The organism is Enterobacter cloacae complex sp. ECC445 (assembly GCF_021892025.1).
Classification (GTDB): Bacteria; Pseudomonadota; Gammaproteobacteria; order Enterobacterales; family Enterobacteriaceae; genus Enterobacter; species Enterobacter chengduensis.
This window is the reverse complement of the sequence record NZ_JAKLRZ010000013.1, coordinates 1-14,707: the sequence shown is the minus strand read 5'-3', so window position 1 is coordinate 14,707 and position 14,707 is coordinate 1. Positions and strand designations below refer to the sequence as shown.

The 14,707-nt window shown below is 59.7% G+C and carries 16 protein-coding genes; 13 read left to right on the top strand and 3 right to left on the bottom strand.

The annotated features are described in order from the left end of the window. Positions 1 to 8 precede the first annotated feature (8 nt). A complete protein-coding gene (fbp, locus tag L6R44_RS12515; protein ID WP_032643851.1) occupies positions 9 to 1,007 on the bottom strand; it encodes a class 1 fructose-bisphosphatase in 999 nt (332 codons plus the stop codon). 197 nt (positions 1,008 to 1,204) lie between these two features. On the opposite strand from fbp, the gene mpl reads away from it, so the two are divergent. Continuing rightward, entirely contained in the window at positions 1,205 to 2,581 is a 1,377-nt protein-coding gene (gene mpl, locus L6R44_RS12510) for a UDP-N-acetylmuramate:L-alanyl-gamma-D-glutamyl-meso-diaminopimelate ligase (RefSeq protein ID WP_237424413.1), read from the top strand. Positions 2,582 to 2,681: 100 nt separating this feature from the next. On the opposite strand, the gene yjgA is transcribed toward mpl, so the two are convergent. Beyond that, the gene (gene yjgA, locus L6R44_RS12505; protein WP_042713463.1) at positions 2,682 to 3,233 is read right to left on the bottom strand and encodes a ribosome biogenesis factor YjgA; all 552 of its coding nucleotides are present in this window, start codon (positions 3,231 to 3,233) and stop codon (positions 2,682 to 2,684) included. 95 nt (positions 3,234 to 3,328) lie between these two features. Here yjgA and pmbA point away from each other — a divergent pair, with 95 nt between their 5' ends. The 12 genes from pmbA (at position 3,329) to L6R44_RS12445 (ending at position 14,098) form a co-directional block, all read left to right on the top strand. After that, on the top strand, positions 3,329 to 4,681 hold the full coding sequence (gene pmbA, locus L6R44_RS12500; RefSeq protein ID WP_032643854.1) for a metalloprotease PmbA: 1,353 nt from the start codon (positions 3,329 to 3,331) through the stop codon (positions 4,679 to 4,681). A 41-nt stretch (positions 4,682 to 4,722) separates the two neighbouring features. Then, positions 4,723 to 5,109: a cytochrome b562 gene (gene cybC / locus L6R44_RS12495; RefSeq protein ID WP_014882281.1), complete on the top strand. Its 387-nt coding sequence runs from the start codon at positions 4,723 to 4,725 to the stop codon at positions 5,107 to 5,109. A 316-nt stretch (positions 5,110 to 5,425) separates the two neighbouring features. After that, positions 5,426 to 5,764, top strand: a complete 339-nt coding sequence (locus L6R44_RS12490) for a glycine dehydrogenase (protein ID WP_025911967.1) — start codon at positions 5,426 to 5,428, stop codon at positions 5,762 to 5,764. A 10-nt stretch (positions 5,765 to 5,774) separates the two neighbouring features. Next, complete coding sequence (locus tag L6R44_RS12485; RefSeq protein WP_237424412.1) at positions 5,775 to 6,137, top strand: SFCGS family glycine-rich protein; 363 nt, start codon at positions 5,775 to 5,777, stop codon at positions 6,135 to 6,137. A gap of 2 nt (positions 6,138 to 6,139) precedes the next feature. Continuing rightward, the gene (locus tag L6R44_RS12480; protein ID WP_008501409.1) at positions 6,140 to 6,439 is read left to right on the top strand and encodes a DUF4312 family protein; all 300 of its coding nucleotides are present in this window, start codon (positions 6,140 to 6,142) and stop codon (positions 6,437 to 6,439) included. 22 nt (positions 6,440 to 6,461) lie between these two features. Then, the gene (locus tag L6R44_RS12475) at positions 6,462 to 7,238 is read left to right on the top strand and encodes a DUF4311 domain-containing protein (RefSeq protein WP_032643855.1); all 777 of its coding nucleotides are present in this window, start codon (positions 6,462 to 6,464) and stop codon (positions 7,236 to 7,238) included. A 13-nt stretch (positions 7,239 to 7,251) separates the two neighbouring features. Next, positions 7,252 to 7,893, top strand: a complete 642-nt coding sequence (locus tag L6R44_RS12470; protein WP_010427370.1) for a DUF4310 family protein — start codon at positions 7,252 to 7,254, stop codon at positions 7,891 to 7,893. Positions 7,894 to 7,935: 42 nt separating this feature from the next. Beyond that, positions 7,936 to 9,069 carry an amidohydrolase/deacetylase family metallohydrolase gene (locus L6R44_RS12465; RefSeq protein ID WP_237424411.1) on the top strand — a complete coding sequence of 378 codons (1,134 nt, stop codon included), beginning with the start codon at positions 7,936 to 7,938 and terminating at the stop codon, positions 9,067 to 9,069. Then, the gene (locus tag L6R44_RS12460) at positions 9,053 to 10,171 is read left to right on the top strand and encodes a DgaE family pyridoxal phosphate-dependent ammonia lyase (protein ID WP_237424410.1); all 1,119 of its coding nucleotides are present in this window, start codon (positions 9,053 to 9,055) and stop codon (positions 10,169 to 10,171) included. The genes L6R44_RS12465 and L6R44_RS12460 overlap by 17 nt, the downstream gene beginning before the upstream one ends. Then, positions 10,168 to 10,908 carry a 2-dehydro-3-deoxy-phosphogluconate aldolase gene (dagF, locus tag L6R44_RS12455; protein ID WP_112780441.1) on the top strand — a complete coding sequence of 247 codons (741 nt, stop codon included), beginning with the start codon at positions 10,168 to 10,170 and terminating at the stop codon, positions 10,906 to 10,908. The genes L6R44_RS12460 and dagF overlap by 4 nt, the downstream gene beginning before the upstream one ends. Before the next feature lie 123 nt (positions 10,909 to 11,031). After that, positions 11,032 to 12,168 (top strand): lactonase family protein, encoded by a 1,137-nt coding sequence (locus L6R44_RS12450; RefSeq protein WP_237424409.1) that lies wholly within the window; start codon positions 11,032 to 11,034, stop codon positions 12,166 to 12,168. A 19-nt stretch (positions 12,169 to 12,187) separates the two neighbouring features. Beyond that, the gene (locus tag L6R44_RS12445; RefSeq protein ID WP_237424408.1) at positions 12,188 to 14,098 is read left to right on the top strand and encodes a BglG family transcription antiterminator; all 1,911 of its coding nucleotides are present in this window, start codon (positions 12,188 to 12,190) and stop codon (positions 14,096 to 14,098) included. 32 nt (positions 14,099 to 14,130) lie between these two features. On the opposite strand, the gene nrdG is transcribed toward L6R44_RS12445, so the two are convergent. Then, positions 14,131 to 14,595 (bottom strand): anaerobic ribonucleoside-triphosphate reductase-activating protein, encoded by a 465-nt coding sequence (nrdG, locus tag L6R44_RS12440; protein ID WP_237424407.1) that lies wholly within the window; start codon positions 14,593 to 14,595, stop codon positions 14,131 to 14,133. Positions 14,596 to 14,707: the final 112 nt, after the last annotated feature.

Below are 14,707 nucleotides of genomic sequence, written 5' to 3'. Positions count from 1 at the left end.
GAGAGAGGTTACGCGTCCGGGAACTCACGGATAAAACGTTCAACGTCTTCAACCATGTGGTTGTTGCCGACGAAGAATGAGCGGCGCTGGTGAAGGCTTTCCGGCACGATCTCCAGAATACGCTCTTTACCGTCGCTGGCCTTGCCGCCCGCCTGTTCGGCGAGGAACGCCATCGGGTTGCATTCGTACAGCAGGCGCAGCTTTCCGTCCGGGTGGCTGGCGGTGCTTGGGTAGAGATAGATGCCGCCTTTCAGCAGGTTACGGTGAAAATCCGCGACCAGCGATCCAATATAGCGGGACGTGTACGGGCGCTGCGTCGCTTTATCTTCTTCCTGGCAGAATTTAATGTACTTCTTCACGCCGTTCGGGAAGCGGATGTAGTTGCCTTCGTTGATGGAGTAGGTGTTGCCCTTCTCCGGGAAGCGCATGCGTTCCTGGCTCAGACAGAAAACGCCCAGTGACGGATCGTACGTAAAGGCGTGCACCCCGCAGCCGGTGGTGTACACCAGCATGGTGGAGGAGCCATAAACGACGTAACCGGCAGCCACCTGGTTAATGCCCGGCTGCAGGAAATCTTCTTCGGTCACCGGCGTGCCAACAGGCGTGACGCGGCGGTAGATGGAGAAAATGGTACCGACAGAAACGTTAACGTCGATGTTTGAGGAGCCGTCGAGCGGATCCATCAGAACAACGTATTTCGCGTGTTCACACCCTTCGAAAACAACAATTTCATCTTCTTCTTCAGAGGCGATACCCGCAACGATGTCGCGCGCGCGCAGTGCAGCTTTCAGTTTTTCATTTGCGAACAGATCGAGCTTCTGTTGAACCTCGCCCTGAACGTTCTCGGCACCGCTGGCACCCAGGATATCGACCAGACCGGCCTTGTTGATATCACGGTGGATGATCTTAGCGCCCAGCTTTATTGCCGACAGCAAAGCAGTGAGTTCACCGGTAGCATGAGAGAACTCGTGCTGCTTTTCGACAATAAATTCACCTAACGTTTTCATAACACTTTCCCTGCATCTTTGTGAGTAGAGCGATTGTATGTTCACTAAAACGACTAAAGCCCAACAATCTTAACAAATATTCAAATAGTAGCGCAGAGGTGAATCGCGCCAGCAGGATACGGATTTACCTGAAATGCGTTTCACAGCCGCTAACATGTGAGTAAAATGTGCGCCACATTGAAGAAGGATAGTGACGTATGCGCATTCATATATTGGGGATTTGTGGCACTTTCATGGGCGGACTGGCAATGCTGGCGCGCTCGCTGGGCCATGAAGTGACAGGTTCGGACGCCAATGTGTATCCGCCGATGAGCACGCTTCTGGAGAAGCAGGGCATCTCTTTAATTCAGGGCTACGATGCCGGCCAGCTGAATCCCGAGCCGGACCTGGTGATCATTGGCAACGCCATGACCCGCGGCAATCCGTGCGTTGAGGCGGTACTGGAACGCAATATTCCGTTCATGTCCGGCCCGCAGTGGCTGCATGACTTCGTCCTGCGCGACCGCTGGGTGGTTGCCGTTGCCGGAACGCACGGCAAAACGACTACCGCGGGCATGGCGACCTGGATCCTCGAAGCCTGCGGCTACAAGCCGGGCTTTGTGATCGGCGGCGTGCCGGGCAACTTCGAGGTTTCTGCGCGTCTGGGCGATAGCCCGTTCTTCGTGATCGAAGCCGACGAGTATGACTGCGCGTTCTTCGACAAGCGCTCCAAGTTCGTGCACTACTGCCCGCGCACGCTGATCCTCAACAACCTTGAGTTTGACCACGCGGATATCTTTGACGATCTGAAAGCGATCCAGAAACAGTTCCATCACCTGGTGCGCATTGTTCCGGGCCAGGGCCGCATCATCCTGCCGGAAAACGACATCAACCTGAAGCAGACCCTGGCAATGGGCTGCTGGAGCGAGCAGGAGCTGGTGGGCGAGCAGGGCCACTGGCAGGCGAAGAAACTCAACGCCGATGCCTCGGAGTGGGAAGTGCTGCTCGACGGTGAAAAAGTGGGTGAGGTGAAGTGGGGCCTGGTCGGCGAACACAACATGCACAACGGCCTGATGGCGATTGCGGCAGCGCGTCACGTCGGCGTACTGCCTGCGGATGCGGCGAATGCGCTGGGCTCGTTTATCAACGCCCGCCGCCGTCTGGAACTGCGCGGTGAAGCCCACGGCGTGACGGTGTATGACGATTTCGCACATCACCCAACGGCGATTCTGGCGACGCTTGCGGCCCTGCGCGGCAAGGTCGGCGGCACGGCCCGCATTCTGGCGGTGCTGGAACCGCGCTCGAACACCATGAAGATGGGCATCTGCAAAGACGATCTGGCGCCGTCGTTAGGACGCGCCGATGAGGTCTTCCTGCTGCAGCCGCAGCATATCCCGTGGCAGGTGGCGGAAGTGGCCGATGCCTGCATTCAGCCTGCGTACTGGAGTGCGGATGTGGATGCGCTCGCGGACATGGTGGTGAAAGCCGCTCAGCCCGGCGACCACATTCTGGTGATGAGCAACGGCGGGTTTGGTGGGATCCATCAGAAGCTGCTGGACGGCCTGGCGAAGAAAGCGGAAGCGGTAGCAGAGTAAACCCCTCACCCCAGCCCTCTCCCCAAAGGAGAGAGGGTGTTCAATTCCCCTCTCCCCTTTGGGGAGAGGGTAAGGGTGAGGGGAACAGGCGGTTCGAATATTACTCGTCGTTCTCAGACAGCTCGCGCAGATACTGGAAAATCAGGCGCGCAGACTTCGGCGGCTTATTCCCTTCTTTCTCTTTCTTCGCGTTGCGGATCAAAGAACGCAGCTGCTGGCGGTCGGCATCCGGCCACAGGTTCAGCACTTCCGGTACGGCATCATCACCCTGCTCAATCAGGCGATCGCGGATCTGCTCAAGCTTATGGAAAAAGGCAACCTGCTGGTTATGGCGGTTTTTCAGCTTGTCCAGCGCCTGGCGGATCGGATCGACGTCGCGCTGACGCAGCATTTTCCCGATAAGCTGAAGCTGGCGACGACGGCCTTCTTTTTTGATTTTCTGTGCCAGTTCAATGGCATCACGCAGATCCTGGTCGAGCGGGATCTTGTCCAGCGCGTTTTTACCCAGTTCTACCATTTCTGCGCCAAGCTGTTTTAACTCTTCGGCGTCACGTTTAATTTCACTTTTACTGACCCAGATGATCTCATCATCTTCGTCTTCGATGTCATCACCGGGAACGTCGTCGAGCCAGTCTTCGGGCTGCTTAGTCATGTCAGGCTCCTTAAAAAAAGAGGCTAATGTTACCAGTTAAGACGCGCACTGAAAAACGGTTCTCTGTTAGACTTCAGTTAACTCTCTCTTACAGTATGGCATTTGCGATGAAAGTAACCTCACAAGTTGAAGCGCAGCGTAAGATTCTGGAAGAAGCCGTCTCCACCGCGCTGATGCTTGCTTCAGAAAAATCAGATGGCGCCGAAGTGGCGGTCAGTAAAACCACCGGCATCAGCGTGAGCACCCGCTATGGTGAAGTGGAGAATGTGGAATTCAACAGCGACGGCGCGCTGGGGATCACGGTCTATCACCAGAATCGCAAAGGCAGCGCGTCATCCACCGATCTCAGCCCGGACGCCATTGCCCGTACGGTGCAGGCGGCGCTGGATATCGCCCGTTACACCTCGCCGGATCCTTACGCCGGCGTGGCGGATAAAGACCTGCTGGCCTTTGACGCGCCGGACCTCGATCTTTTCCACCCGGCGGAGGTGACCCCGGACGAAGCCATCGAGCTGGCCGCACGCGCCGAGCAGGCTTCCCTGCAGGCCGATAAGCGCATCACCAATACCGAAGGCGGCAGCTTCAACAGCCATTACGGCATCAAGGTATTCGGCAACAGCCACGGCATGCTGCAGGGCTACTGCTCCACCCGTCATTCGCTTTCCAGCTGCGTCATCGCCGAAGAAAACGGCGACATGGAGCGCGACTACGCCTACACCATTGGCCGCGCGCTGGGCGACTTGCAGTCTCCGGAGTGGGTGGGTAAAGAGTGCGCCGAACGCACGCTGTCTCGCCTGTCGCCGCGCAAGCTCTCCACCATGAAGGCCCCGGTGATTTTTGCCAACGAAGTGGCAACCGGCCTGTTTGGCCATCTGGTGGGCGCTATCGCAGGCGGGTCCGTTTACCGTAAATCGACCTTCCTGCTCGACTCGCTGGGCAAGCAGATCCTGCCGGAATGGCTGACCATCGAAGAGCATCCGCACCTGCTGAAAGGGCTGGCCTCCACGCCGTTCGACAGCGAAGGCGTGCGTACCGAACGTCGCGATATCGTCAAAGATGGCGTGCTGACCCAGTGGCTGCTGACCAACTACTCCGCGCGCAAGCTGGGGCTGAAAAGCACCGGCCACGCGGGCGGCATCCACAACTGGCGCATTGCCGGACAGGGCCTCAACTTTGAGCAAATGCTGAAAGAGATGGGCACCGGTCTGGTGGTGACCGAGCTGATGGGCCAGGGCGTAAGCGGCATCACCGGCGACTACTCGCGCGGCGCGGCGGGCTTCTGGGTGGAAAACGGCGAAATTCAGTATCCGGTGAGCGAAATCACGATTGCCGGCAACCTGAAGGACATGTGGCGCAACATCGTTACGGTCGGTAACGATATTGAAACACGTAGCAATATACAGTGTGGTTCTGTGTTACTGCCGGAAATGAAAATCGCCGGTCAGTAATGCCCGTAATGGCGTGTTAATAATAAAAAAGGAAGTGAGCAATGCGTAAACACCTGTTAGCGATCGTCGCAGCTTCAACGCTGGTTCTTGGCTCTTCTGCGTTTGCTGCCGATCTTGAAGAAGACATGGGCATCCTCGGGCAAAACCTGAAGGTGGTGCAAAAGACGGACAATGCGGCGGAAATGAAAGACGCCCTGACCAAAATGCGTGAAGCAGCGCTGGACGCCCAAAAAGCGACGCCACCGAAGCTGGAAAGCAAAGCGGCAGACAGTGCAGAGATGAAAGACTACCGTCACGGCTTTGACGTGCTGGTCGGCCAGATCGACGGCGCGCTGAAGCTGGCAAACGAAGGTAAAGTGAAAGAAGCTCAGGCGGCGGCCGAGCAGTTTGTGACCACGCGCAACACGTACCACAAGAAATACCGCTAACCGATCGCGCATCGGACAGACAAGCAGCGGGGGCCAGCGGCCCCCGTTTTTTATGCGCGGTAATAAGTAAACCCTATCGCCATCACATTTTTGCCTCACCACCCCCGAACGTTTTCGTTTCCTTTCCCCGCATTTTCCCGCCGGAATACGTGATATTCATCACGTAAATACAGTGGTTTATCCAGATTCATCGTATTTATGTGGCACAGATCACTGCTGCGGCTCGCCTTTCCACTTCGAAGTGGAAAACAACTCGCTACAAACAATGCCCCCCCAACGTTAGTTTTATTCCAGAGCCATTAACGGGGTAAGACCAGTGATTAACGGAGCGGTAATGAACGACGTTGGGGAACAGGCGGAGCAAACAGAACAGCTCGCAAACACCATGCTGCAGCAGGTCTATGCCCTGCTGGCCCGGAACAACATCATCCCCAACGCGGTACAGGAGCAGATGCTCACCTCCCACGTCCGCGCCATGGCGCACCGGTCCGTGACCGGCGAGCCGCTGCCGGAGGTCGAAGCGGAGCTGTTCGACGAAATTTCACCCGATTCAATGCGGCTCGCCCGTGAAGTGGTCGCGCAGTTTGGCAACCTTCCTGATGAAGAGGCCTGGCTGCTCTCCGTTCACTTCGAAGTCGCGAAAGACAACCTTTAAGGAGCAACACATGGAACAGATTACAGTCGTGATTGGCGATCGCCTGGGTAAAGGTCAGAAAGTGGCGGCCGGTGTGGAAAAAGCCGGTGGACGCGCGGTGGTTGTGCCGGGCATGGCGGCGGATATGAAGCTTGGCGACATGATGAAGGCGGAAAACGCCACCTTCGGCATCTCCTTCTGCGGCAGCGGCGGCGCGGGTGCTATCACCGCGCAAACCAAATACGGCTACAAGGCCAAATACGGCATGCGTTCCGTGGACGAGGGCGTCACCGCCATCAACGAAGGCTGCAACGTGCTGGGCTTTGGCTTTATGGATAAAGAAGAGCTGGGCGAGCGTCTGGTGCAGGCGTGGCAGAAGAAATACGGCGCATAAGCATGAAAGAACAGTTCACAACCACGGTGAGGGTGAAGGGGAAGGGCGATGCCAAAGCGCGCGCCTTTGCCGACGCGCTCAACCACGTTCAGGCCGCGGTGATGAAAGCCTCACCGCATATCTTACTGCGTATTGAGCCACAGGATGTGCAGGTCGTTCAGGCGCAAGAAGCGGTGCGAAAAGAAGCGTTTCTGTTCTTCTTTCTGCGCCGGGAAAGACGCACCTACAGCGTGGAGCTGGATGTGACCGTCAACGTGACCGCCATCAATCTCGATCGGGTGGATTTCGTCACGCAACGCTGATTATTCATAAAAGGGCAGACTGATGTTCTTAATTATATTAATAAAATCGCTCATCATCGGCGGCCTGGTAGGCGTCGGTGTCGGGGCCGGGGCTGCACGCATGTTTCATGCGCCTACCACTCAGGGTATGGGCGCGTTTCGTACGTTGGGGGAACTGAACTCCTGCGAAGGGGATCCGGCGTCCCACTTCTCCTTTGGGTTAGGTTTCTTCTTTAACGCCTGGGCCTCTTCCGTGGCCGCAGGGGCTTTCACACAGGACGTTGACCACCGCATCATCCCAAACTGGGGCGCGGCGGCACTGATGATCAAAAACCGTAACGTCGGCGAAACGCTGCACGACCCTAAGCGCATGGCGATTGCCTGCGGCGTTATCGGCATGATCGTCGTGACCTTCCTTAACCTGACCGCCTCCTCCGTTCCCGCCGCGCTTCAGGTCACCGCCGTGAAGGTGCTGGTACCGGCGGCGAACCTGCTGGTGAACACCGTGATGCCGGTGATCTTCTGGCTGGCGGCCATCGACGCGGGTAAAAAATCGGGCTTCTGGGCCACCGTGTTTGGCGGCGCGGCGCAGCTGATCATGGGTAACGCCGTACCGGGCCTGGTGCTGGGGATCCTGATCGGTAAAGGCGTGGAAGAGAGCGGCTGGAACCACGTCACCAGGGTGATGATGGCGGCGATCGTTCTGCTCTTCGTGCTGAGCGGCTTCTTCCGCGGCTTCGACATGAAGATGATCGAATCCTTCCACCTGACCGTGCCGAACTGGCTCGACATGATCCACAACTCGCTCAGCGGTAAATAACAGGAGCCCCGACATGGAACAGAATAAAGGTTTTTGGTATGCCGACTGGTCGTTCCCGATCTTCGTTGGCCTGCTCTCCTCCGGCGTGTTCGCCGGGACGCACATGTACTACCTCTACGGCATCGGCGCGTTTAACGAAGTGGCCTTCGTGGCGATGCTGAAAGCGGGGATGGATACCGGCGTTTACGGCGCGGTGGCGGCGTTCGGCGCAAGCTTCCTGTTTGCGCGCATCATTGAAGGGTCGCTGGTGGGTATTCTCGATATCGGCGGGGCGATCCAGACCGGCGTCGGGCTCGGCGTGCCGGCGCTGCTGCTGGGCGCGGGGATCATGTTCCCGGTGACCAACTTCATTGCAGCGCTGATTACCGGCCTGGTGATTGGCCTGGCGATTGGCTACGTCATCATCCTGGCGCGTAAGTTCACCATCAACCAGAGCAACTCCACCTACGGTGCCGATGTGATGATGGGCGCGGGTAACGCCTCAGGCCGCTTCCTCGGGCCGTTGATTATCCTCAGCGCCATGACCGCCTCCATTCCGATTGGCGTCGGCTCCCTGCTGGGGGCGCTGGTGTTCTACATCTGGCAGAAGCCGATCACCGGTGGCGCCATTCTTGGTGCAATGCTGCTGGGCTGGCTGTTCCCGGTCGCCCTTTAATACCTGCGGGCGCTGCGGCGCCCGCCTTACCAGGAGATCCTCATGTTTGATTTACTCCTGCGCCGCGCGCGCCTCGCCGACGATACCCTGACCGATATCGCCATTCAGGACGGGAAGATCGCCGCGACGGGCGACATTATCGCCCCCGCGCGTAAAACGGTTGAGCTGAACGGCGACGTGTTCGTCAGCGCAGGCTGGATTGACTCCCACGTTCACTGCTACCCGAACTCGCCGATTTACCACGACGAGCCGGACAGCGTGGGCATTGCCACCGGCGTTACCACCGTGGTGGACGCGGGCAGTACCGGCGCCGACGACGTGGACGATTTCTATGACATCACCCGCAAGGCCTTTACCGAGGTGTTTGCCCTGCTCAACATCTCCCGCGTGGGTCTGATTGCCCAGAACGAGCTGGCCAATATGGCGAATATTGACGCCGACGCGGTGAAGCAGGCGTTGACGCGCCACCCGGATTTTATCGTCGGCCTGAAGGCGCGCATGAGCAGCAGCGTGGTCGGTGAAAACGGCATTACGCCGCTGGAGCGAGCGAAAGCCATTCAGAAAGAGAACGGCGACCTGCCGCTGATGGTGCACATCGGCAACAACCCGCCAAACCTCGACGAAATCGCTGAACTCTTGAGTTCGGGCGACATCATTACCCACTGCTACAACGGCAAACCCAACCGCATTCTGACGCCCTCCGGCGAGCTGCGCGCCTCCATCACCTCCGCCCTGAAGCGCGGCGTGCGCCTGGACGTCGGCCACGGTACGGCGAGCTTCAGCTTTGAGGTGGCGAAACGCGCCATCGCGATGGGCATTCTGCCGCACACCATCAGCTCGGATATCTACTGCCGCAACCGCATCAACGGCCCGGTAGGCAGCCTGGCAAGCGTGATGTCGAAGTTTCTCGCCATCGGCATGTCCCTGCCGCAGGTGATTGACTGCGTCACCGCCAACGCCGCGGACGGCCTGCGCCTGGCGCGCAAGGGGCGCATCGCGCCGGGCCTCGACGCCGACCTGACGCTGTTCACGATTAAACGCCAGCCGACGGTGCTGACGGATGCCGAAAACGACAGCCTGCAGGCTGAACACATTCTGGTGCCGCTTGCCGCGATCCGCGCGGGCAAGGGCTACATGACCGAACAAGGGAGCACGGAACATGCCTTCGATTTATGAGAAGTACCATTTAAAGCAGGTTATCAACACCTCGGGCCGCATGACGGCGCTGGGCGTCTCCACGCCGCGTCCGGAAGTGGTGCAGGCGGCGATGGACGGTATGAATCACTATTTCGAGATGAAGGATCTGGTCAATAAAACCGGGGAGTACATCGCTAAGCTGCTGGACGTGGAAGGGGCGACGGTCGTCTCCTGCGCGTCGGCGGGCATTGCCCAGTCCGTGGCCGCGGTGCTGGTCAAAGACAGCGACTGGCTGCTGGAAAACCTGCACGTCACCCCGATTGAGAACAACGAAATCGTCCTGCCGAAAGGCCACAACGTGAATTTTGGCGCGCCGGTGGGCACCATGGTGGCGCTGGGCGGCGGCAGGCTGGTGGAGGCGGGCTACGCCAACGAATGCTCCGCCGATCAGCTGGCGGCGGCGATCACCCCGCGCACCGCGGCGATCATGTACATCAAATCGCACCACTGCGTGCAGAAAAGCATGCTCAGCGTCGAGCAGGCGGCGGTCGTGGCGCGCAAGCACGATCTCCCGCTGATCGTTGATGCCGCAGCGGAAGAAGATCTGCACGTGTACTACCGCTCCGGCGCGGACCTGGTGATCTACAGCGGTGCGAAGGCGATCGAGGGGCCGACCAGCGGGCTGGTGATCGGCAAAACCCAGTACGTTGAGTGGGTGAAGCGCCAGACGGCGGGCATTGGCCGCGCGATGAAGGTGGGCAAAGAGGGGATCCTCGGCCTGACCTGCGCCATCGAACACTACCTGACGGCGACCAAAGAGAGCGGCGCCGAGATGGTGGCGAAGATGACGCCGTTTATCGACGCGCTTAACACCCTGAACGGCGTCACCGCGCGCGTGGTCTGGGACAGCGCCGGGCGCGATATTGCCCGCACAGAGATTAAGTTTGACGAAGCGACGACCGGCGTCGGCACGGGCGATCTGGTGGCGAAGCTGAAGCAGGGCGAATACGCCATTTACTTCCGCGGCTACAAGGCCAACGAAGGGATTATCGAAGCGGACGTGCGCAGCGTAAATGCTGACCAGCTGAACATCGTGTACCGCCGCATTAGCGAAGTGTTAGGACAGGAGAAAAACGCATGAAACTGACCCCCAACTTTTACCGTGACCGCGTCTGCCTGAACGTGCTGGCGGGCTCAAAGGCCAACGCCAGCGCCATCTACGAGGCGGCAGAAGGTCACGTGCTGGTGGGCGTGCTCTCCAAAAATTACCCGGACGTGGCAAGCGCGGTGGCGGATATGCGCGAGTACGCGGCGCTGATTGATAATGCGCTCTCGGTTGGTCTGGGCGCGGGGGATCCGAACCAGTCGGCGATGGTGAGCGAGATCTCCCGTCAGGTGCAGCCGCAGCACGTGAATCAGGTCTTTACCGGCGTGGCGACCAGCCGCGCGCTGTTGGGGCAGAACGACTCTGTGGTGAATGGCCTGGTCTCGCCGACCGGCACCGTCGGCATGGTCAAAATCTCCACCGGCCCGCTGAGCAGCGCGGCGCCGGACGGCATCGTCCCGGTGGAAACCGCGATTGCCCTGCTGAAAGATTTTGGCGGCAGCTCGATCAAATACTTCCCGATGGGCGGCCTGAAGTGCCGCGACGAGTACCAGGCGGTGGCGGAAGCCTGCGCGCGTCACGACTTCTGGCTGGAGCCGACGGGCGGTATCGATCTGGAAAACTATGAGGAGATCCTGCAGATCGCCCTCGACGCGGGCGTGAGCAAAATCATCCCGCATATCTACAGCTCGATTATCGACAAAGCCAGCGGCGACACGCGCCCGGAAGATGTGCGCACGCTGCTGGCGATGACGAAGAAGCTGGTGAAGTAGCAAAAACAATACCCCTCACCCTAACCCTCTCCCCAAAGGGGAGAGGGGACGATTACGCCCTCGCCCCTTTGGGGAGAGGGCCGGGGTGAGGGGCAAACACCGCACACACCCAAAGGAGCCACCATGCACACCCGTAATCTGCTAGTCGCTTCACTCTCTTTGCTTGCTACCGCCGCCGTCGCGCAAACCCAGTATGCCTGGGTCGGCACCTACAACCCCAACGGCGAAGGGCTGTACCGCTTTACCGTCGACCCGCAAACCGGCGCGCTCGGCAACAAAACGCTGGTGAGCACGCTGCCGAACGCCGCGCAGCTTACCCTCGCGAAAGATGGCAAAACGCTCTATCTGGCAAGCGAAGTGGAGCAGGGCGTGGTGCAGGCGCTGCGCGTCGGCGATAACGGGGAGCTGAGCGAGCTGAATCAGGTGGCGTCCGGGGGCGCGGGGCCGGTCTATCTTTCGCTGACGCCGAACGGCCAGCACCTGCTGGTGGCGAACTACGTCAGCGGATCGATTGCCGTTTTGCCGATCAACGCAGACGGCAGCCTGGGGGAGGCCACGGACACCCATCAGGATCGGGGCGAACCGGGCGCGGCGAAGCCGGAAGCGGCAGCGGAGGGCAGCTTTGCCATCAGCGATCACAACGGCCCCCACGCGCACATGATCGCCGCCGATCCAAGCGGGAAGTACGTGTTTTCGACCGATCTGGGGCTGGATCGCCTCTATCAGTACCGTTTTGACGATCGAACGGGGAAGCTGACCCCGAACGATCCGCCGTTTATCAGCGCCTCCTCAAAAGGGGCCGGGCCGCGCCACTTTGTCTTTACGCCGAAGGGCGATGCCCTGTGGCTGATTAACGAAGAGGCGTCTACGCTCACCTACTATGCGATGGAGGCAAACGGCACGCTGAAAGAGGGTAAAACGCTCTCCGCCCTGCCGGAAGGATACAAAGGCACCAGCTTTGCTGCAGGGCTCGCAATAAGCGCCGACGGCAAGCAGCTGTATGTGGCTAACCGTTTGCATAACAGCATCGGGCACTTTACCGTAACGGCAGAGGGCACGCTGACGCATCAGGACGACGTGTGGACGCGCGGCGACTATCCGCGCACCCTGACGCTCGATAAGCAGGGACGCTGGCTGTACGTCATGAACCAGCGCAGCGACAACATTACCCGCTTCCGCGTGGCGCAGGACGGGAAGTTGCGCTTTGAGCCAGACTATACCCCGGTCGGCAGCCCATCCCAGATGGTCATTTCACCCTAAGCCGTAAGAGGACACCGACGTGCGATTTCCGAACCAACGTTTAGCGCAACTTTTCGACCTGCTGCAAAACGAGACGCTGCCGCAGGACGAGCTGGCGCAGCGGCTGTCGGTCTCCACGCGAACCGTCCGTGCCGATATCACCGCCCTGAACGCGCTGCTGGCAAGCCACGGGGCGCAGTTTGTTCTGAGCCGTGGTAATGGCTATCAGCTTAAAATTGACGACGCCGAGCGCTATCAGCAGCTGCAGGCCTCCCACCCGCGCGCGCTGCGAATTCCCCGTACGGGCGCGGAGCGCGTGCATTATCTGGTGGTGCGTTTTCTGACCTCGGCGTTTTCACTTAAGCTCGAGGACCTGGCGGACGAGTGGTTCGTCAGCCGCGCTACGCTGCAAAGCGACATGGCGGAGGTGCGCGAGTGGTTTCATCGCTACAACCTGACGCTGGAAACCCGTCCACGGCACGGCATGAAGCTGTTTGGCAGCGAGATGTCGACCCGCGCCTGCCTGACCGATCTGCTCTGGGAGCTGGCGCAGCAGGACAGCCTGAACCCGCTGGTGACGGACGTAGCGCTCAACGCGGGCGTGGCGGAGCAGATGGTGCCCGTGCTGCACGACGCCCTGACGCGTCACCATATTCGCCTGACCGACGAAGGCGAGCTGTTCCTGCGCCTCTACTGCGCGGTGTCGGTGCGCCGCATCAGCGAAGGTTACCCGCTGCCGGAATTCCACGCCGAAGACGTGGAAGAGAACGTGCGCGAGGCGGCGAAGGATATCGCGGTGACCATCCAGCGACTGGCGGGCAAGGCGCTTTCTCCGTCGGAGGAGAGCTGGCTGTGCGTGCACATTGCGGCGCGGCAGATTCAGGAGATTGCCCCGAGCGCGATTAACGCGGATGACGACGAAGCGCTGGTTAACTACATCCTGCGCTATATCAACACCCACTATAACTACAACCTGCTCAGCGACGCGCAGCTGCACGCGGACATGCTCACGCACATCAAAACCATGATCACCCGCGTGCGGTATCAAATCATGATCCCCAATCCGCTGCTGGATAACATCAAGCAGCACTACCCGATGGCGTGGGACATGACCCTCGCGGCGGTGTCGAGCTGGGGCAAATACACGCCGTATGCGATCAGCGAAAACGAGATTGGCTTTCTGGTGCTGCATATTGGCGTCGGGCTGGAGCGTCACTACAACATTGGCTACCAGCGCCAGCCGCGCGTGCTGCTGGTCTGCGACGCCGGTAATGCCATGGTCCGCATGATTGAGGCGGTACTCCAGCGTAAATACCCGCAGATTGAGGTCACGCGCACGCTCACCCTGCGCGAGTACGAGCAGGTGGAATCGCTGAGCGAGGACTTTGTCATCGCCACCGCCCGCGTCAGCGAAAAGTCGAAACCGGTGGTGACGATCGCCCCGTTCCCGACCGACTATCAGCTGGAGCAGATCGGCAAGCTGGTGCTGGTGGACCGCACCCGCCCGTGGATGCTGGATAAATACTTCGACGCGGCCCATTTCCGCATCATCAACACGCCCGTTGACCAGCAGACGCTGTTCCGGGAACTTTGCGCGCAGCTTGAAGGCGAGGGGTTTGTCGGCGCGGAGTTTCTGGACTCGGTCATTGAGCGTGAAGCGATCGTCAGCACCATGCTCGGCGACGGCATCGCGCTGCCGCACTCCCTCGGCCTGCTGGCGCAGAAAACGGTGGTCTACACCGTGCTGGCCCCGCACGGCGTGCAGTGGGGCGACGAAACCGCGCACGTCATCTTCCTGCTCGCCATCAGCAAGAGCGAATACGAAGAGGCGATGGCGATTTACGATATCTTCGTCACCTTCCTGCGCGAGCGTGCCATGGCGCGGCTCTGTAGCTGCGAGGATTTTGCCGGGTTTAAGGCGGTGGCGATGGAGAGTTTGAGTCGGTTTTGAGAAAAAGGCGGATAAATAATATCCGCTTTTCATTAACGCAAATGATGCACAACCTGGTTACTGCTGCCGCGCCAGATGAGCGCCGGGTCTTTTAAATCCTGCACGAACTTGCCGTCGACCAGCACGTTAATCAACTCCACCACTTCCATCTGAGCAGCATTCAGTTCATCCAGCCTGTATCCCGTCCAGACCCAGATATCCTTTCCCGAGCACTCGCGACGAATGCGTTTTACCAGATTCAGGATCTCCTGCACGTTTTGCGGGTGCAGCGGATCGCCGCCGGAGAGCGAAATCCCCTGGCGTTTGATGCGCGTATCGTTGAGATCGTTAATGATCCGGTCTGCCATTTCCCCGGTAAACGGCATGCCGGAATTCAGGCGCCAGGTGCTTTTGTTGTAGCAGCCGGGGCATTCGTGGACGCAGCCTGACACGAAAAGGGTGCAGCGGGTGCCGGGTCCGTTGACGATGTCGACGGGGTAGTACTGGTGATAGTTCATTGCGAATAACCACGCCGGGGGGGGGGGGGGGGGGGGGGGGCCGCCCCAGAGGGGGGGGGGGGGGGGGGGGGCGGGGGGGCCGCCCCCCCCGGCGGCGCGGGGGCCGGGGGGG